The organism is Synergistales bacterium (assembly GCA_021736445.1).
Classification (GTDB): Bacteria; Synergistota; Synergistia; order Synergistales; family Aminiphilaceae; genus JAIPGA01.
Genome location: JAIPGA010000045.1, coordinates 1 through 18463, shown reverse-complemented (window position 1 = coordinate 18463; position 18463 = coordinate 1). Strand labels below are relative to the sequence as shown.

17 protein-coding genes are annotated in these 18463 nt (G+C 65.0%); 11 read left to right on the top strand and 6 right to left on the bottom strand.

The features are described from left to right. Positions 1–118: 118 nt before the first annotated feature. Together K9L28_07635 and K9L28_07630 are read right to left on the bottom strand one after the other, a co-directional pair. Complete coding sequence (locus tag K9L28_07635) at positions 119–1156, bottom strand: NAD-dependent epimerase/dehydratase family protein (GenBank protein MCF7936194.1); 1038 nt, start codon at positions 1154–1156, stop codon at positions 119–121. 85 nt (positions 1157–1241) lie between these two features. Continuing rightward, entirely contained in the window at positions 1242–2459 is a 1218-nt protein-coding gene (locus tag K9L28_07630; GenBank protein ID MCF7936193.1) for an aldo/keto reductase, read from the bottom strand. A 234-nt stretch (positions 2460–2693) separates the two neighbouring features. On the opposite strand from K9L28_07630, the gene K9L28_07625 reads away from it, so the two are divergent. The 6 genes from K9L28_07625 (at position 2694) to K9L28_07600 (ending at position 8881) form a co-directional block, all read left to right on the top strand. Next, entirely contained in the window at positions 2694–4268 is a 1575-nt protein-coding gene (locus tag K9L28_07625; protein ID MCF7936192.1) for a sensor histidine kinase, read from the top strand. 23 nt (positions 4269–4291) lie between these two features. Next, complete coding sequence (locus K9L28_07620; GenBank protein ID MCF7936191.1) at positions 4292–4549, top strand: HTH domain-containing protein; 258 nt, start codon at positions 4292–4294, stop codon at positions 4547–4549. 118 nt (positions 4550–4667) lie between these two features. Next, positions 4668–5660, top strand: a complete 993-nt coding sequence (locus tag K9L28_07615; protein MCF7936190.1) for a DctP family TRAP transporter solute-binding subunit — start codon at positions 4668–4670, stop codon at positions 5658–5660. A gap of 127 nt (positions 5661–5787) precedes the next feature. Further along, on the top strand, positions 5788–6294 hold the full coding sequence (locus K9L28_07610; protein MCF7936189.1) for a TRAP transporter small permease: 507 nt from the start codon (positions 5788–5790) through the stop codon (positions 6292–6294). 69 nt (positions 6295–6363) lie between these two features. Beyond that, a complete protein-coding gene (locus K9L28_07605) occupies positions 6364–7629 on the top strand; it encodes a TRAP transporter large permease (GenBank protein MCF7936188.1) in 1266 nt (421 codons plus the stop codon). A gap of 70 nt (positions 7630–7699) precedes the next feature. Further along, positions 7700–8881: an NADP-dependent malic enzyme gene (locus K9L28_07600; protein MCF7936187.1), complete on the top strand. Its 1182-nt coding sequence runs from the start codon at positions 7700–7702 to the stop codon at positions 8879–8881. 198 nt (positions 8882–9079) lie between these two features. Here the strand turns inward: K9L28_07600 and K9L28_07595 are convergent, their stop codons facing one another. The 4 genes from K9L28_07595 to K9L28_07580 all read right to left on the bottom strand — a co-directional run bounded on the left by K9L28_07595 (position 9080) and on the right by K9L28_07580 (position 14070). After that, positions 9080–10720, bottom strand: a complete 1641-nt coding sequence (locus tag K9L28_07595) for a M20/M25/M40 family metallo-hydrolase (GenBank protein ID MCF7936186.1) — start codon at positions 10718–10720, stop codon at positions 9080–9082. A 97-nt stretch (positions 10721–10817) separates the two neighbouring features. Next, positions 10818–12257 carry an amino acid carrier protein gene (locus K9L28_07590; protein MCF7936185.1) on the bottom strand — a complete coding sequence of 480 codons (1440 nt, stop codon included), beginning with the start codon at positions 12255–12257 and terminating at the stop codon, positions 10818–10820. 39 nt (positions 12258–12296) lie between these two features. After that, complete coding sequence (locus tag K9L28_07585) at positions 12297–13178, bottom strand: hypothetical protein (protein ID MCF7936184.1); 882 nt, start codon at positions 13176–13178, stop codon at positions 12297–12299. Between the two features lie 13 nt (positions 13179–13191). Then, a complete protein-coding gene (locus tag K9L28_07580; protein MCF7936183.1) occupies positions 13192–14070 on the bottom strand; it encodes a hypothetical protein in 879 nt (292 codons plus the stop codon). 190 nt (positions 14071–14260) lie between these two features. Here K9L28_07580 and K9L28_07575 point away from each other — a divergent pair, with 190 nt between their 5' ends. From K9L28_07575 to K9L28_07555, 5 genes are all read left to right on the top strand, one after another. Beyond that, a complete protein-coding gene (locus K9L28_07575; GenBank protein ID MCF7936182.1) occupies positions 14261–14725 on the top strand; it encodes an Lrp/AsnC family transcriptional regulator in 465 nt (154 codons plus the stop codon). A 195-nt stretch (positions 14726–14920) separates the two neighbouring features. After that, a complete protein-coding gene (locus tag K9L28_07570; GenBank protein ID MCF7936181.1) occupies positions 14921–15556 on the top strand; it encodes a V-type ATP synthase subunit D in 636 nt (211 codons plus the stop codon). 2 nt (positions 15557–15558) lie between these two features. Beyond that, a complete protein-coding gene (locus K9L28_07565) occupies positions 15559–15894 on the top strand; it encodes a hypothetical protein (protein MCF7936180.1) in 336 nt (111 codons plus the stop codon). Positions 15895–15897: 3 nt separating this feature from the next. Further along, on the top strand, positions 15898–16989 hold the full coding sequence (locus tag K9L28_07560; protein ID MCF7936179.1) for a V-type ATPase subunit: 1092 nt from the start codon (positions 15898–15900) through the stop codon (positions 16987–16989). Beyond that, positions 16989–18463 (top strand): ATPase (locus K9L28_07555; protein ID MCF7936178.1); only part of this gene is annotated, 1475 nt, incomplete at its 3' end. The genes K9L28_07560 and K9L28_07555, both read left to right, overlap by 1 nt.

Sequence of the window (18463 nt, the reverse complement as noted above, 5' to 3'; positions counted from 1 at the left end):
GTCCTGCAGGCGCTTTGCTGTACGGCGATGCCCTGTATGCGGAGGAACGCCTTGCGTCTGTTCCTCCTGATTCGCAGCCGGAGGCCACCCACGTGGGGCTGGGGAGGCAGACTGAGGCCTAGAAAAAGACCTTCGCCAGCGAGAGCAGCCCCTGCTTCCAGGGGACCCGGTGCGAGACGCCGGAGGTATCCTGGAAGCTCTCCAGATTGTCTACGTACCAGCGGTAGTTGCGCACCAGGGCGTCCTGGTTGGAGTAGCGCGGTGCGAAGCCGAGCTGCCGCTGTGCCTTGTCGATGGAGACGAAGGACTCCCGGAAGACCGTGTCGTAGATCCACTGGTAGAGGGGCGACATGCCGAGCTTCTCCAGTGTCTTGAGCACCGCCAGGGCCGGTCTGACAGGGATGGAGACGATCCGTTTGCCGTGGCCGGCGGCGTCCAGCACGGCCTGGAAGTCCTCTTTCAGTGTGGCATACTCCCCGGCGCCGATGTTAAAGGTGTCGTCCACCGCTTCTCCTGGCAGGTCGAGGCAGAGACCGATGGCGTCGCAGAGGTCGGCTACGTCCATAAGCTGGTAGGGGTTGTCGCCGGGCCCCAGGATGGGGAAGTTGTGGCCTGTGTGCGCCCAGTCGTAGAGCAGGGCGAAGACACCCAGCCGTTCGGGGCCCACGAAGGACTTGGGCCGGAGGATGGTCACGTCTGTAGTCTCGTTCCTGTAGCCCCGGACGACCTCCTCCGCCTCGATCTTGGCGGTGCCGTAGGCCCCCACGCCGACCAGCGGATGGTCCTCGTAGATGGGGTGGACCTCGGGGACGCCGTAGACGGCGGTGGAGGAGATGTGGACAAAACGCCGCACGCCCCGGCGGCGGGCCTCGTCGATGACATTGCGTGTCCCCTGGATATCGGTGGAGCGGATGTCCTCCTCGCTGTAGAGGGGGAGCGCCGCGGCGCAGTGGACCACTGCATCGGCGCCCTCCATGGAGTGCCGCACCGCTTCGGGGTTGCGGATGTCGTCCTGGATGCTCTCGATCCTTCCGGCGCAGTCGGGGTAGCTGAAGGGGGCGATGTCCAGGTTGGTGACACTGTCCCCCCGCTGCAGGAGATGCCGGATCAGGTTGATGCCCAGAAAGCCGGAGCCTCCGGTGACCAGGACGCGCATCAGAGACGGCCTCCCCGGCGGAAGGGACCGAGCGTGGCTGTTGTCGGACTGTACATGCTGATCTCCTCTCTGACAGGGTCTCTTGCTATCGGCGGAAACGGTTTTTCAGCCGGTGGAGTGTGAGCATTGGTTTGGTGAGCATCTGCATCACCCGAAACCGGCGGCCCTCCAGTTTGTCGGCGGTCTCCCCGAGCAGATCGGGGATGGGCAGCTGCTGCGGGCAGAGCTCCAGGCACTTGCCGCAGTTCACGCACATCGAGGCGTGCCCTTTCTTGCCCAGCGCGCCGCCGAGCATCATGAAGTACTGCCGTTTCGCTTCGGTGCGGCTCTGGGGGAACATGGCGTACCGGTTGTAGAAGGAGAGGCAGGTGGGGATATCCACGCCTGCCGGGCAGGGCATGCAGTAGCGGCAGCCGGTGCAGGCGGCGGGGGTGAGACGGCGGTACTCCTCGGCGGCCTCCCTGATGAGCTGCAGCTCGCCGTCGGTGAGGGTGCCGGGCTGCATCTCGCCGGCGATACGGATGTTGCGTCTGATCCGTTCGTCGTCGTTCATCCCCGAGATGGCCACGGTGACCTCCGGCTGGTTCCAGAGCCAGCGCAGTCCCCACTCCGCGGGGGAACGCTGCGGTTCGGCCCTGTCCCAGACCGCCTGGACCGAGGGGGGGACGGGATGGGCGAGGTTGCCCCCCTTGAGGGGCTCCATGACGATCACGGCGAGGTCGCGTTCGGCGGCGTAGCGGAGCCCCGTGACGCCGGCCTGAAAGTGCTCGTCGATGATGTTGTACTGGATCTGGCAGAACTCCCAGTCGTAGGCGTCCACGATCTCCTTGAAGACCTCTGGTCCGTCGTGGAAGGAGAAGCCTGCGTTCCGCACCAGGCCCTTCTCCTTGCTCTCGTCGAGAAAGTCCAGCACGCCGAGCTGCAGAAGATTGTCCCACTTCTCCCGGTCCAGGGCGTGGAGCAGGTAGAAGTCGATCCGGTCTGTCTGCAGCCGGTCGAGCTGTTCCTTCAGGATGCGGTCCATGTCCGTTCGTTTGCCCACCGACCAGGGGGGCAGCTTGGTGGCCAGATGGACCCGTTCCCGGTAGCCCTCGGCGAGCGCCCGGCCCAGAAAGGGTTCGCTCTGGCCGTTATGGTAGGGATAGGCGGTGTCCACATAGTTGAGCCCCTGATCGATGGCGTAGCGGAGCTGTTCCGTGGCCTTCGGCTCGTCGATCTTTCCGTCCCTGGTGGGGAAGCGCATACATCCGTAGCCGAGGATCGACAGCTCTTCTCCCGTTTTGGGTACCCTTCTGTAGAGCATGAGACTCGTCCTTTCTCGTCTGTTGCCGTGGATGTCCGGATGAGATGTGCTGACTATTGTACACGTTCGGGCTCCCTGCCGTACCGGATGACCGCACCATTCCCTTGTTGGGGCATATCTTCCCTTCCGGAACGCTCCGTCCCAACGCAGGAATCAGGTAGTATAGGTGCAAGGTGTCTCAAGGGGCGCCGACTGCTGTTGGGAAAGGGGTGCCTGTCGTTGCTGGAGAGAGGAATGAAGAATGGAACCGGCGGCGCGATGCGCCAGACGAGGCGGCCGCTGGGACTGAAGGCCAAGATTGTGCTCTTTACGCTGGCAGTCTTTCTGGTCAGCCTGGTGGTTGTGGGCATTGTCGCCGAGAGTGTGCTGGTGGAGCCCCACATCGAACGCCTCGGCGAGGAGGCGCTGAATCTGGCCCGCAGTGTGGCCTCCATCCCCGTGGTCCGGAGGAATGTGGGCAGGCCGGGGGCGGAAGCGGTGATCCAGCCGGTGGCCGACGGCATCCGGAAGCGGACGGGTGTTCGATTTGTCGTGGTGATCGACAGGCAGAGCGTCCGCTACTCCCACCCCGTGTCGGAGCGGATCGGCAGGACCTTCGTCGGCGGCGACGAGGGCCCCGCGCTGGAGGGGAAGGAGTATGTTTCCCGGTCGGTGGGGACCCTGGGGCCCTCCATGCGGGCCTTCGTCCCCATCCTGCGGGAGGGGAAGGTGGTGGGGGCCGTCTCGGTGGGCATCCTGATGGACAGCATCGTCGCCATGCGCCGGTCTCTGAACCGCAACCTGCTGGTGGCACTGGCGCTGGGGCTGGGCGTGAGCGCCTGCGGGGCGGCCTTCCTGGCCGACAACATCAAGCGGGACACCCGGGGCCTGGAGCCCTACCAGATCGCCCTTCTGCTGAGCGAACGGGAGGCGGTGCTCAACTCCGTCCGGGACGGGATCATCACCGTGGACGAGCAGAGCCGGATCACCCACCTGAACAGCAAAGCCAAGGAGATGCTGGAACTGGACGACGCGGCGATCGGGCAGCCTGTGGAACGGTTCCTCCCCTCCACGAAGCTCCCGGAGGTGGTGGCCACCGGGGAGCAGCAGCTCGACCGGGAGCAGCGGATCGGGGCGCTCCATATCCTCACCAATCGTTTTCCCCTCAAGGGCGACGGAAGGGTGGTGGGCGCCATCGCCAGCTTCCGGGACATGACGGAGGTCCAGTCGCTGGCCGAGGAGCTCACCGGCGTCCGGCGCTTCGTGGAGGCCTTGCGTGTCCAGAACCACGAGTTCCTCAACAAGCTCCACGCCATCTCGGGGATGCTCCAGCTCGGCGAGCGGGAACGGGCCGTGGAGTACATCTCCGGGGCCATCGAGACCCAGCAGAGCCAGATGACCTTCATCACCAGGCGGATCAAGAATCCCGGCGTCGGCGGTCTGCTGTTGGGCAAGTCCGGTCGCTGCAAGGAGCTGGGGGTCGACTTTCACATCGCCCCGGACAGCTGGCTGGCGGAGCGTTCCGAGATCGACACCAACGCCCTGGTGGTGGTCCTGGGCAATCTGCTGGAGAACGCCATGAGCGCCGTCCTGGAGAGCGGCAGACCGGAGCGGACGGTGGAGTGCGGCATCTTCGATGAGTCGGGAAAGATCATCCTCTATGTCCGCGACAACGGCGTGGGGATCCCGGAAGGCTGTATCCCGCGGATCTTCGAAAAGGGCTTCACCACCCACGGCAGCGGAGGGTACGGTCTCTACCACGTCAAGGCTTTGGTGGAAACCTACCGCGGCGAGATCTCCTGCTCCTCCAGCGGGAGCGATCCGGCCTGAAACAGGAGGAGATCGACACGCTTTTGCGACGCCGGGGGAAGGAGGATGTGCGTCCCGAGCTCCCCAAGGGGCTCTCCCCGCGGACGCTCAAGTCCATGGTCGAATGCCTGAAGGAGAGCGCCTCCCCCCTCTCCGCACAGGAGGCCGCCGACGGGGTGGGGGTCTCCCGGGTGACGGCCCGGCGCTACCTGGAGTTCCTCGTCGACACCGGCGAGGCGACGGTGCGGTCGGACTACCGCGACATCGGGCGGCCCGTCAACCGGTATTCCCTTCTCCAATAGCCCCGGCAATGAACGGAATGACCAAAAAGGACCATTATGTTCGAATATCTTGTCAATCAGCCTATCCTGTACAAGAATGAAGCCGTTGCAAAATTCTTGCTACATGGAGGTTGATTCGATGTCCAGGTTCACCAGAGTCATGTTCATTGCGGTTGTTTGCCTCGTGGCGCTGGCCACCACGGCGGTGGCGGCGGAGACGGTGACACTCAAACTGGGACACATCGCCGATCCCAAACACCCCTACGCCCAGGGGGCGGTGAAGTTCGCGGAGCTGGTGGAGGAGAACTCCGAAGGTGCGATGAAGATCGAGGTCTTCCCCAGCAGCCAGCTGGGCAACCAGCGTGATCTCGTGGAAGGGCTCACCCTGGGAACGGTGGACATGACCCTCACCAGCACGGCGGTGCTGGGCAACTTCCTCCCCCAGGTGGCCGTGTTTGACCTTCCCTTCATCTTCCGCGGCGTCCAGCATGCCTACAAGGCCCTGGATACGGTGGGCATGGAGATCGCCAAGGATCTGGAAGACCGGGGGATCAAGGTGCTGGCCTTTATGGAGAACGGCGTCCGGAACATGACCAACGACGTGCGCCCCATCAAGACCCCTGCCGACATGGAAGGCCTGAAGATCCGCGTCATGGAACAGCCCATCTACATCGAGATGATGAAGGCCCTCGACGCCAACCCCACGCCCATGGCGTTCAGCGAGCTCTTCACGGCCCTGCAGAAGGGTGTCGTCGACGGCCAGGAGAACCCCGCCGCCCATATCTACACCAAGCGTTTCTTCGAGGTCCAGGACTACATCTCCCTGACCCAGCACACCTACGCCGCCGAGCCCCTCTGTATCAGCATGATCACCTGGAACAAGCTTGACCCCCACCAGCAGGAGGTCCTGAAAGACGCCGCCTGGGAGGCCCACAACTGGCAGCGCCAGCTGGCCAGGGAACTGGAAAACGAATACTGGACCAAGATCCGGGAGAGCGGCAAGAGCGAGATCATCGGGGTCGAGGAGATCGACCACGACGCCTTCGTGAAGGCCACCAAGCCGGTCTGGGTCATGTTCGAGGAGAAGGTCGGCAAGGACAACATCGAGGCCATCCTGGCCATCGAAGACTAGACACCCCAGCTCCATTCCCCCCGGCACATCCTGTGTGCAGACCGTGGCGGGTTCCGGAAGAACCCGCCACCCCATGGTACGGCCGGAGCGATCCGGCCGAGCCTGTACGGAAAGGACGGTGGGTTCCGTGAAGGTTCTCCACAGTATCAACGAGTGGATCGACTACGTATTGCGCAAGGCGATCACGCTCTCCCTCGGCCTCATGCTGATCATCATCTTTGTCCAGGTGGTGTCGCGCTATGTCTTCCACAATTCGCTCTCCTTCTCCGAGGAGCTGGCCCGCTATCTCTTTGTCTGGACGGTTTTCCTCGGTATTCCCGTGGTCCAGCGGATGGGGCGGCACATGACGGTGGGGCTGCTGACGCAGCGGTTCCGGGGGAAGACCCTCAAGGCGCTCCGTATCGCCGCCTATCTTCTGACGTTTCTCTTTATGGTGATCCTCCTGCAGAACGGCATGGCCATGGTGCAGCGGGTGGTCTGGCAGACCTCCCCGGCGCTCCAGATCAAGATGTCCTATGTCTACTACGCCATTCCCGTCGGGTCGGGGGCCATGCTCCTCAACCTGCTGGAACAGTTTCTCGAAACCCTGCTGACACCGGCGGAGAAGACCCTTCCGGAGCTGCACGATGCGTAGCGTCGGATGGTGTGACCCAGCGGGCGTGACGCTGCAGAGAGAGGAGGGATCCTTGTGGTCCTAGCAACCATTCTGCTCACCTTCTTCGCCGTGCTCCTGACAGGGGCGCCCATCGCCGTGGGGCTGGGCCTCGCCGCGGCGGTGGTCCTCACGGGCATCCTCGATCTCCCCCTGATGGTGGTGCCCCAGCGGATCTTCACCTCCGTTGATTCCTTTTCCTTCATGGCGGTGCCCTTCTTCATGCTGGCCGGGGCCTTCATGTCCTCGGGGGGTGTCACCCGGCGGATCGTGGACTTTGCCAGCGCACTGGTGGGGGCCCTGGCCGGCGGTCTGGCGCTGGTAGTGGCCGTTTCGGGGATGTTCTTCGCCGCCCTCTCGGGTTCTTCGGCGGCGACCACAGCGGCCATCGGAACGGCGCTGATCGACGAGATGGAAAAGCGGGGCTACAAGAAGTCCTTCGCCGCTTCGGTGGTGGCCAGCGGCGGTACGGTGGGGATCGTCATCCCGCCGAGCATCACCATGGTGGTCTACGGCGTCGTGGCCGACGCCTCCATCGCCGATCTCTTCCTGGGCGGGTTCATCCCCGGCATCCTGATGGGCGGGTCCATGTGCCTGGTGAGCTGGTTCATCTCCAAGCGGCGCGGCTACGTCGGCGAAGGGCAGATGTCTCTGGCCCGGATCGGCCGGACCTTCAAGGACTGCGTCTGGGCGCTGATGATGCCGGTGATCATCCTCGGCGGGATCTACGGGGGGATCTTCACACCCACCGAGGCCGCCGCCGTGGCGGCCGTCTACGGCGCCTTCGTGGGGATGTTCGTCTACCGGGAGCTCAAGGTCAGGGATGTCCCCAGGGTGGTCTTCAACGCCGCCGTAAGCACGGTGATGATCATGTTCGTCGTCGGGGCGGCCAACCTCTTCGGGTGGATCCTCACCAACGCCCAGATTCCCCACAGGCTCGGCGAGGCCTTCGCCTCCTTCACCGACAACCCCATCGTCTTTCTGATGCTTCTCAACGTTCTGCTGCTCTTTATCGGCACCCTGGTCAACGCCTCGGCGGCGGTGGTCATCCTGACGCCCATCCTGCTGCCGGTGGCGCTCACGCTGGGGATCGACCCTGTCTTTCTGGGCGTCCTGATGGTGGTCAACCTGGCTATCGGCTGCATCACGCCCCCTGTGGGACTTGACCTGTTTGTTGTCTCCAGCATCACGCGCATTCCGATCGAGCGGATCACCCGGGAGATCTTCCCCTATCTGGCGATCCTGCTGCTGGATCTGCTGATCCTCACCTATTTCCAGGACATCATCATGTTCCTGCCCAATGTGCTGGGAGGATAGTGCATAATAGGGGGCGCCCCGGTGGCGTACCGGGACGGAAGATCTCTTACCAGGAAACGAGGAGGATTCGATGGCAAAGGAATCGATCTACGAAGAGGCGCTGGCACTGCACAGAAAACACCGCGGCAAGCTGCGGGTGGAGAGCAAGATCGACGTGAACACCATGCGCGACCTGGCGCTGGTCTACACCCCCGGTGTGGCCGAGCCCTGCCGGGCCATCGAGGCGGAGCGGGAGGAGCTCTACGAGGTGACCTCCAAGGGCAACATGGTGGCCGTGATCACCGACGGAACCGCCGTTCTGGGGCTGGGCGACATCGGCGCCGACGCCTCGCTGCCGGTGATGGAGGGCAAGTGCGTGCTCTTCAAGCGCTTCGCCGGCATCGACGCCTTCCCCATCTGCGTGGACAGCACCGATCCCGATACGGTGGTGGAGGTGGCGGCGCTGACGGCCTCCTCCTTCGGCGGTATCAACCTGGAGGATATCGCCGCGCCCAACTGCTTCGAGATCGAGCGGAAGCTCCAGGCGAAAACGGACATCCCTGTCTTCCACGATGACCAGCACGGTACGGCGGTGATCGCCATGGCCGGGGTCTGGAACGCCATGAAGATCACCGGCCGAAAGCTGAAGGAGAGCAAGATTGTCGTCTCCGGCGCCGGCGCCGCCGGGGTGGCCATCACCAAGCTCATGCTCTCCGAGGGTGCGGAGAACGTGACCCTCTGCGACCGCCGCGGCGCCATCTTCCCGGGGCGTGATCACCTCAACTGGGCCAAGGAGGAGATCGCCGGGATGACCAACCCCGAGGGGATGCAGGGCAGCCTGGAGGGGTGTCTCAAGGGGGCCGATCTCTTTTTGGGTGTCTCCGCGCCGGGACTGGTGACCCGTGAGATGGTCCGTTCCATGGCCGACGATCCCATCCTCTTCGCCATGGCCAACCCCACGCCGGAGATCTACCCAGACGAGGCCAGGGAGGCCGGTGCCGCCGTGGTGGCCACCGGGCGGAGCGACTTCCCCAACCAGGTGAACAACTGTCTCGGTTTCCCGGGGATCTTCCGGGGCGCCCTGGAGGCCCGGGCCACCACCGTCAACGAGCCCATGAAGCTCGCCGCCGCCAAGGCCCTGGCCGAGCTGGTGCCGGAAGCGGAACTGCGGCCCGATTTCGTGATCCCCGAGCCGCTGGACGAACGTGTGGTCCCCCGCGTGGCCGAAGCGGTGGCCGCCGCCGCCAGGGAGAGTGGTGTGGCGCGGAGGTAGTCCCGCCGCATAGCCTGTTCGGATGAAGTACGGCAAAACGACGCGGCATGGGGACGGAGATCCCCGTGCCCCTTTTCCTCTGTGCGATTCCCCGGGACAGCCTTTTGTCGCCCTGACAGAAGGGTCGCAATCCCCTGGGCGGAGCGATTCCCTCCGCCACGGCGCGCTGTCGTCGTCGCGCCCCCGATGTCCGGAGTGTCAGCCGGCGTCCTCCGCGGCCAGGCGGTCGACGAGCCGGCGCAGGAGATGGGGGAGTTCGCCCAGGGCGTAGTCCCGTTCCAGCCGCTCCTTCCAGGTATGGGCGTCCCGTCCCAGGGGGCCCATGTTGACGATCGGCATGTGCAGCCGCTCCATGGCTTCCAGTGGAAGGCTGTAGAGGGCTCCCCAGCCGGGGAGGTTCTCCTGCAGGCTGCGCTGCTCCGCCGGGGTCATGTCGCAGCCCACATAGCTCAGGTCGCAGAGGCCGCCGAAGGCGGGCATCTCCGCCACGGTCCGGCCGAAGCGGTCCCGGGCGTAGCGTGCCGTGTCGGCGGCAGCCCTGCGCAGGGACACCTCCGCCTCGGTGTGGCCGTAGCTGGAGCGGAAGGGCATGAAGGGCGGGAGCAGTCCGACGACCACGGCGGGGCCGCGATTCCGCCAGGCAAGCAGCCGTTCCACCAGCCCGATGCACTGTTCCCGGAGATCCGCCCCGCCGGCGGCCAGCTCGGCGCTCCACTCCGCTTCCGCCTGCCTGAGATCGCCGGGATGGTTCGCCGCCGCCTCCGCGTGGAGTTCCCGGTAGGTCAGTACGGGCGCCTCCGTGGGGAGCTGGGGTTCGCCCCGGTACCCCGCGTCGCGCAGGCTGCGGTAGGAGGTGTGCAGCCGGTCCAGGGCCTTCGCCGCTCCCCGTACCGCGGCCTCCCGGAAGAGCTCCAGGATCTCCGCCGGGCTCCGGCCGAGGGTGAAGATGTTGTAGTAGGCCGCGCTGTAATGGGGGATGGAGACGGAGTAGTGCTCCCGCTGGCGGCACTGGCGGTGCAGGAGGAAGGGCGGTATGGTGACGGTCCCCGCGCCGGTTTCGGCGAGCTCCGGCCGGGCCTCCAGCTCGTCGTTGATGCAGTCCTGCAGGAACGTCGCGCTCAGGCCGCTGTAGTAGCTGCCGCCGTGGGCCTCCTGACCGACGGTGTAGACCAGGGGCAGCGCCTTGCCGATGGTGCCGGGGAAGTACCCCGGCGTGGCCGCCCCGGGGAGCCCGGCGTCGGTGGGTTCCGTGTTGACGGCGGCGATGTAGCGCACCCCCTCCGCTTCCGCCAGCTCCGCCAGGACGGGGACGGCGGAGGTCATCCCCGTGTTGGAGCCCTCCTCGTCGAAGACCGCCGCCACCACCAGGTTGCAGTCGAAGCGTTCCGTGTCCCGGGCGGACTCCCGCAGCATGTCCAGCTCCAGAAGAACGCCGCACTTCATATCCATGGTCCCCCGTCCGAAGATCCAGTCGCCGCTGTCCAGGTCCTCCCTGACGGCGCCTTCCAGCTGCTTTTCGCGCAGGGCCTTCTCCAGGGCGGGCGGATCGAAGGCCAGATCCTCCAGATCGCCGTAGACGTCGGTGTCCACCACATCGAAGTGGCCGATACAGAGCACCGTCCGGTCGGTCTCCCGGGCGGCGCGGACCAGCGCCACCAGGGAGTGGCGCAGCCCGTCGGGCCCCGGTGCGAGCCGGAGATGTTCCGGATGCGCCTGGAAGTAGGCCTCGCCGGCGAGGCTGTCCCGCAGCCGCCGGGCCGTCTCGATCTCGCCGTCGGTGCCGGTGACGCTGGGGACGGCCACCAGTTCCAGCAGTTGCCGGTAGAGTCGTTCTTTCATCGGATATGCCATCTCCTTGTACGATCCATGCACCTCCCTCTGACAGGGAGAGGCATGGATGGAGGTTGGTCTCATTGTACCTTCTGCCGTGGTTCCGTTATCCTTCGTAGAAGATCTTGAAGTCCGGGTCGATCTCGCCGATGTTCATGTACCGCGCCCGGTAGTCCCGGAAGAGCTGGAGGAACTTGGGCGTCAGCAGGAGGATGGCGAAGAGATTGATGAAGATGGGGATCCCCACGGAGACATCGATGAACATCCAGACCTTGTAGGTGGGCAGTCCGTTCATCTGGGCGTAGACCACCAGCAGGAAGCCGGGCAGCGGATAGATCAGCTTGTTGGCCTTCAGGAATGCCTTGAGATGCCTGGAGTGGGCTCCTATGATATAGGTGAGCAGCGTCTCGAACTGGGCGAAGAGCCCCGTTGCTGTGGTGAGGCCGAAGAGGAAGATCCCCACCACCAGGACCACGGCGCCGAACTGGCCGAAGCCCGTGGAGAAGGCGCTCAGTGTCAGGGTGGCGCCGTCGAGCCCGGAGGTCCAGGCACCGGAGTTGATGATCATGAAGGCCGTGACCGTACAGATCACCAGGGTGTCCATGAAGACCTCGAAGATGGCCATCATCCCCTGTTTCACGGGATGGTTGACCTTCGCCGTGGCGTGGATCATCGGGGTGGAGCCCCAGCCGGCCTCGTTGCTGTAGACGGCCCGCGCCATGCCGACCCGGATCATCTTGGCGAAGACGGCTCCCGAAAAGCCGCCCACCGCCGCCGTTCCCGAGAAGGCGCTGCTGAAGATCATCTGCAGCGTATTGGGGATCATGTTGGCTTCCTTGAAAATGACAAAGAGCCCGCCGCCGAGGTAGAAGAGGCACATCACCGGGACGACCCGCACGGCGATCTTCCCCAGTCCCTTGATGCCGCCCCAGATGTTGGCGTAGAGGAGGACCAGGAAGACCAGGCTGACCACGATCATATTGGTGTCGAAGGTGCCGGCCACGGCCTCCGAGACGGTGTAGTTCTGGATATTGAAGATATATCCCACAAAGAAGCCCACCAGGAAGAGGAAGCTCAGGACCTTTGCCAGTGTCTTCCATCCCTTTTCCAGACCGATGCCGCGGTGGATGTAGTAGGTCGGGCCGCCGTAGGTGGCGTCCTCGCCGATGTAGGTTCGGTAGTGCAGCGCCAGACTGACCTCCACCATCTTGATGGCCTGGCCGAAGATGCCGGCCATCCACATCCAGAAGACCGCGCCGGGGCCGCCGACGGCCACGGCCGTGGCCACACCGCCGATATTCCCGACGCCCACCGTGGATCCTACGGCGACGCTCACCGCCTGGTAAGGCGTCAGCGTGCCGGGACCGTCGTCCACCTTCCTCGAAAAGATCCGACCTATGGTATTGCTCATGATGTACCAGAAGTGCCGGAATTGGAAGAATCCGGAGATCGCCGTGAAGAAGAAGCCCGAGCCGAGGATCAGGATGATCAGCGGCGTGCCCCATATCCAGTTCACCAACTGCTCAACAAAGTTCAGAAGCCACATGGTCGTTCCTCCCTTGCGAGATATATTCCGGCGGGATGCCTACCAGCGTCGCAGCAGCGGTCTGGTGAGGCAGGTCGGCCCACCTGTGCCGAAATAGGAGATGTGTCGTCCGGGATATTCGTGGACCTCGGCGCCGTGATGCCTGAGCGCGGCGGCGACGGTCCTGTTTCCCGCCGGAAGCATGCAGAGCCGCGGTGCCGGCGCCAATACGTTGGATCCCAGGGTCTCGTACTCCCCCGACGGGACATCGATGAGCGTGTAGCCCCGTTCCAGCAGATACTGACGGAGCCGGACCGGCATCAGCGGCGGATAGACCACGGCGAGGTCGCTGTCCACCAGGCTCGCCACGGACATGAGATGGAGGCAGGCCTCCGGACCCAGGTCGTGGGGCAGGTCGAAGGTCATGTGTCGCTCGATGGAGGGCGCCGCCAGGTCGAGGAACTGACGGATACCCTCGTCATTGGTGCGGTAGCTCCTGCCCAGCGCGACGGTCTCCTCGTCCAGCCAGAGCACGTCGCCGCCGTCCATCCGCCCCGGTTCCGTGATGGCGCCGAGCAGAGGGATCCCCAATTGCTCCAGATAGCGGCCCGTGGCCGCCGGTTCGCCCCGGCGCTCCGGTTTGCCCATGTTCATGAGCACCGCACCACGGTCGGTGATCTTCACGGGATCGTGGGTGTAGATCGAATCGAGCCCGGCGTCGTCATCGCGGGGGAGGAAGAGCACCTCGTCGACGTGGCGGCGCAGGATCGCCGAGAAGGCCTCGTATTCCTCCAGGGCTGTGGCGTAGTTCGGGCACTCGAGATACCCGAAGCGTTCCCACTCCGCTTCCAGATGTTCCTGGGAGCGGAAGGCTTCCCCGGGGCCTTTGAGCAGCACCGAACGGAGCGGCGCGATCATGGATTGACAGCCGAAGGAGCGCATGCCCATCTCCCTTCTAGTAGCTGCGGAGCAGCGGCCTGGTCAGGCAGGTGGGGCCTCCCCCGCCCTTCCAGCAGATCTCCGAGCCGGGGAACTCGAGCACCTCCATGCCCGCCTTCTGCAGACGCTGCTTCGTGATGGGATTGCCCTCGATCATCAGGACGACCCCCGGTTCCAGGGCCAGCACATTGCAGGCCATGGTGTCGTACTCCTCATCGGGGACCTCGATCAGGGTGAAGCCTCGGTAGAGGAGCTCCTGACGGAAGGTGACCGGCATCTGCTTGGAGTAGACCACGGCGGCTCTGTGGTCCACGGGGCTGATGAAGGACATCAGATGCAGGCACTCGGCCGGGCCGTTCCAGTGGGGAATGGGGTACGCCAGGACGTTGAAGCGGCCCTGGGAGAGCTCCCGGAGCTGTCGCACCCCTTCGGGATTGGTGCGGTAGCTGATCCCCACGGCCAGCGTCTCCGGATCGAGCCAGGCGAGATCGCCGGACTCCATGGTGCCGCCGTTGCCGATGTCCCCGGCCACGGGGAGACCGATCTCCTCGAAATAGCGTCCGGCCGCTGCCGCTTCGGGAATCCGCTGCGGTTTGCCCATGGTGAAGAGGATCGCCCCGTTGTCGGTGACCATGCAGCTGTCTCTCGCGTAGAGCGAATCGGGGCCTGCGTTGCTGTCGGCCGGGAGGGTGAAGACCTCCGGCACACGGCTGGTGATGATCTCGTAGAACCCTTCGTACTGCTCCAGGGCTCTGGCGTAGTCCACCGGTCCGGTGTACCCGAGATCCTGCCAGTTGGCGTCCAGTGTGGCCTGGTCGCCGTAGGCCTCTTCAGGCCGTTTGATCAGGATCTTCTCGATCTTTCCCACCTCTGACTGTGCTCCCCATGCGCCCATGGGCATCGCCTCCTTGTTGCGGGAATTTTCTTGACAAACCTACGATACAGGCCGAGAAGATTCTTTAACAGCAGATATGCAGGAAATTTCCTTGCTTTTTCTCGTCAATATCTCGTAAACTGAACCAGAATGGAATAATTGTCAGGTGAAGAGGTGGTTTGACGTGTCAAATGCAAGGAGCTCTGTCTCCCTGGACGAGACAGACCGGAAGATCCTCGAAGAGCTGCAGCGGGATGGCCGGGTCTCCTTCCGGGAACTGGGACGGCGGATCGGGCTCTCCGGATCCGCCGTGATCGAGCGGGTGCGCCGGATGGAAGCCGAGGAGGTGATCGTAGGCTATGCCGCGCTGGTGGACGAGAGGAAGGTGGGCTTCCCCGTCAAGGCGCTCACCTACATGTTCACCAACTTCAACAATCCCGATCCCCACATCTCGGACAAAATCGTGGCCATCCCGGAGGTGCTCCGCCAGTGGAGCATCACCGGCGACAGCGACTACTGCATCGAGGTGGTCGCCCGCTCCGTGGAGAACCTGGAACATGTCCTCGCCCAGCTGGCCCGGCTGGGGAAACTCTCCACATCTGTCGCCCTCTCCTGGAAGGAGAAGCGGGGATGTCCCATCGAGAGGTCCGCAGCGAATGAAGAGAAGGTATACTGAAAGGAAGACGATGCGACGGGTGGGTAACCCGTTGTCCAAACTCCCGCCTTCGGTGAGGTCGCGGAGGTGTTGCCCCCATGTACAGGATGGGGTATATTTTTTCGTACAGCCCAGTGCACCAGGATCAGGAATGTGTTCTAATGGAACGGTGACAGAGCCTGTTCCGCGGCGATCTGCTGCGGATCCCCGGGAGGGATGGGTGTGGCGGGGAACGAGGCCCCAACCAGGGGCAATATGGTCCAGGCCGAGGGTGCCCTGAAGCTGGCCGTGCAGGGCCACGATCTCCTGGAGCGGAAACGGCAGGTGCTGATGATGGAGCTTGTGGGGCGTATCCGGGAGAGCCGGCGGGTGCAGGAGCGCCTCCGGACTGTCTTCGAGAACGCCTACCGGAGCCTCCAGATGGCCAACCTCTCGCTGGGGATCGATATGGTGGAGGAGATCGCCGATGCGGTCCCCGAGGAAGAGGGGTTCGCCGTCCGGCTGCATTCCGTGATGGGCGTGGAGGTCCCCGATGTGGACGCGGTGGAGCCCGATCCCAGGCCCTGCTACTCCTTCTACGGCACCTCCGGGGCCATGGACAACGCCTACCTGCAGGCCCGGGAGATGCTGGCCCTGCTGGCCCGCCTGGCGGAGGTGGAGAACAGCGTCTACCGCCTGGCCGTCCAGATTCGAAAAACCTACCGCCGGGTGAACGCCCTGGAGAAGGTGGTGATCCCCTCGTACCGGGAGACCATCGCCACCATCGCCGATGTTCTGGAGGAGAGCGACCGGGAGGATTTTGTGCGGATGAAGATCGCCAAGAAGACGTCACCGGAGAGGGAAGAAGGGTAACCATGGAGCTCAAGGAGATCCTCTCCCAGCTGATCGGCGCCGAGCAGGAAGCGGAGCGGACGATCGGCGAGGCCAGGGAGGAGGCCCAGCGTATCGTCAGCGAGGCGGAGGAGGACTTCGCCCGCCGGCGGGAGTCGCGGCTGAAGGAGGCCCGGGAGCGGGCCAGGTCCGTCACCGAATCCGCCAGGGAGACCGGGGAGAGCGAGGCGGCGCAGATCCTGGAGAGCGCCGCCTCGGAGCGGAAGCGGCTCAACGACCGCTACGAGGAGAAGGCCGGCGCCGTCGTCGACTCCCTGGCTGCGGAGATCGCCGAGCGCTACGCCCGACAGGGGGCCTGAGCGATGCTTCAGGCCTACACGCTGGGCATGCGGGCCTCGCTGGCGTCGAAGGCCCGGGTCCTGCGGGGGCGGATGCTCCCGGACGATTTCTTCTGGAATCTGCTCTTCCGGTGCGACACGGTCGGGGAGATCGCGCGGCAGCTCCAGCGAAGCCGGAGCTACGGACCCTTCCTCCGTGGGGTGGAGACCGGGGGGATCCACCGCTCCCGGCTGGAGTCGCTCCTCTCGATGGTTCCCTTCCGCGAGGCGATGCGTTTCCGGTATCTCGCCGGGAGGCCCCAGCGGGCGGTCATCGAGGCCTGGAAGAAGGAGTACGAGACGGATCTGCTCAAGCGGATCCTCCGGCATCTCTTCTCCGGCGACAGGGAGCGGGCCTCCCTGCAGGAGCGCGCGGCGATGCTCGGTCCCCTTTCCTTCCCGGTGGAGGATCTGCTGGCCTGCGACGCGCTGCCGGAGGTGCTGCCCCACCTGGAGGGGACCCCCTACTTCGAGGTCCTCCGGCCGCCGCTGGAACAGCTCGATGCCAAGGGCGGCACCCTCTTTCCCCTGGAGATGGCCGTGGACGGTTTCCTTATGCGGAGGCTCTTCCGGGCCGTAGAGAGGCTGCAGGGCCGGGAGAGATCTACCCTTCGGCGGCTCTTCGGCGCCAGGGCGGATCTGCTGAACCTCTACTGGTGCTACCGGGCCAGGCGCTTTTTCGGGATGCGCCCCGAGGAGATCGTCGGCCGGACGCTTCCCTACCGGTACCGGCTGCCGAAGACGACGCTGCGGCGGCTCGTCTTCGCCCCCGATCTCCCATCGTTCTTCGCGCTGCTGGAGGGTACCTGGTACGGCGAGCGGCTCCGGCGTCCGACGGATATGGAGACCGGGGCGGCGGAGCTTGTCCTGGAGCGGAGCATGAACAGAATCCTTCGGGAGATGGCCCTGGCGGGCTTCCGGCAGGGTGCTCCGGGGGTCCATACCGTGATGGCCTATCTGTTGCTGCGTGGATTCGAGGTGCAGGACCTGACGACCATCATCGAGGACGTGCGCTACGCCTTCAGCAAGCGGATGGCGGTGCTCTTCCTGGTGAGGCCGATGGAGGAGGTGTCCTGATGGCAGTGGTGCCCATGGCTTCCCTCTCCATGGTGGGGCCGAAGGACGAGGTGCTCGGGGTGGCCCGTCGACTCCTCCTCCGGGGCTGTTTCCAGCCCGTGCCCATCGACAGCGTTGTGGATGACCGGGAGATGCGGTCGGCGCTCGACACCAGCGGGGAGAACCCCTGGGAAGGCCTGCTCGCCGAGATGGAATCACTCTGGGAGACCGCCGGGGAACGGCCGCCCCTGCCGGACCCGGCCCGGTCGGGCGACCTCCCCTCCTACGAGGAGATCCGTGGCCGTGTCGCCGCCCTGACGGAGAAGCTCTCTGCATGGGAGCGGCGCAGGAGGGAACTGACCGCCGAGGTGGAACAGCTGGAGGCGGCCCGTATCTTCGCCGAGGCCCTGGAAGAGGCCCACATACCCCTGGAGGCGGCGGCCGGAGGCGGTATCCTCGGGATCTACACCGGAAGTGTGACCAGGGAGGATTACGACCGGCTGGAGGATATCTCCGCCGAGGTGCCGCTGCTGGTGGTGCCCCTGGCGCGGCCGGGGGGGCATGTCTGGGTCATGGCGCTCACCGTTTCGGGCTACGCCGAAGGGGCGGAACAGCTGCTGGACTCGGTCTCCTTCCGGCGGTTCGCCCTAGGCGAGCTGCTTGGCGGTATGGGCAAAGACTGGCGTGGGGAGATCCAGCGTCGGCTCGACCACCACGGAAGGGCCATCGAGGGGCTCGCCGGGGCGGCGGAGGGCTATCTGGAGCGGAACCGGGCCGGCCTGGAGCGGCTCTACGGTCAGATCTACTGTATGGAGCGCGTCCAGGAGGTCTGCAGGCGCCGCGGCGAGATGGACGACCTCTATGTCGTCAGCGGCTGGCTGCCTGCCGACGAGACGGAGGAGGTGGAGCGGATGGTGGACGCCGAGGCCCCCGGCACCGTCATCATCGCCGGGTCGCGGCCGAGGACGGGTGGATCGCGGGTCCCGGTCTTCCTCAGGAACCTCCCCGGCGTCCGGTTCTTCCAGGATATCGTGGCCCTCTACAGCACACCCGCCTATACCGAGAGCGATCCCTCGTTCTTTGTGGCGGTGACCTTCTGTCTCTTTTTCGGCTTCATGTTCGGCGATATCGCCCACGGCCTCATGCTCGTCGCCGCGGCGGTGCTTCTCCGGAAAACGGGGATCCTCAGCCGGGCCTTCGGCGCGGTGCTGACCCTCGCCGGGCTCTCCTCGACGCTCTTCGGCGTTCTCTACGGGAGTGTCTTCGGCGACGAACACCTGATCCCCGGTCTCTGGCTCTCCCCGATGGAGGATATGGGCCTGCTCATCCAGTCGGCGCTCCTGCTGGGGATCGGGGTCATCAGCGCGGGGATGGTGATGAACACCCCCCGCCGCTACCGGAGGGGGGTGTGGGGACGGCTGCACTGCGATATACGGGGGGTGGCCGGGCTGCTGCTCTACTGGCTGGCGGTGGTGCTGGCCTGGGCCTGGCTCTC

Coding starts and splice junctions, on each gene's coding strand:
- K9L28_07560 (MCF7936179.1), top strand. CDS start 15,898: ATGCTTCAGGCCTACACGCTGGGCATGCGGGCCTCGCTGGCGTCGAAG.
- K9L28_07590 (MCF7936185.1), bottom strand. CDS start 12,257: ATGTGGCTTCTGAACTTTGTTGAGCAGTTGGTGAACTGGATATGGGGC.
- K9L28_07630 (MCF7936193.1), bottom strand. CDS start 2,459: ATGCTCTACAGAAGGGTACCCAAAACGGGAGAAGAGCTGTCGATCCTC.
- K9L28_07570 (MCF7936181.1), top strand. CDS start 14,921: ATGGGTGTGGCGGGGAACGAGGCCCCAACCAGGGGCAATATGGTCCAG.
- K9L28_07565 (MCF7936180.1), top strand. CDS start 15,559: ATGGAGCTCAAGGAGATCCTCTCCCAGCTGATCGGCGCCGAGCAGGAA.
- K9L28_07580 (MCF7936183.1), bottom strand. CDS start 14,070: ATGGGCGCATGGGGAGCACAGTCAGAGGTGGGAAAGATCGAGAAGATC.
- K9L28_07635 (MCF7936194.1), bottom strand. CDS start 1,156: ATGCGCGTCCTGGTCACCGGAGGCTCCGGCTTTCTGGGCATCAACCTG.
- K9L28_07600 (MCF7936187.1), top strand. CDS start 7,700: ATGGCAAAGGAATCGATCTACGAAGAGGCGCTGGCACTGCACAGAAAA.
- K9L28_07615 (MCF7936190.1), top strand. CDS start 4,668: ATGTCCAGGTTCACCAGAGTCATGTTCATTGCGGTTGTTTGCCTCGTG.
- K9L28_07625 (MCF7936192.1), top strand. CDS start 2,694: ATGAAGAATGGAACCGGCGGCGCGATGCGCCAGACGAGGCGGCCGCTG.
- K9L28_07595 (MCF7936186.1), bottom strand. CDS start 10,720: ATGAAAGAACGACTCTACCGGCAACTGCTGGAACTGGTGGCCGTCCCC.
- K9L28_07585 (MCF7936184.1), bottom strand. CDS start 13,178: ATGCGCTCCTTCGGCTGTCAATCCATGATCGCGCCGCTCCGTTCGGTG.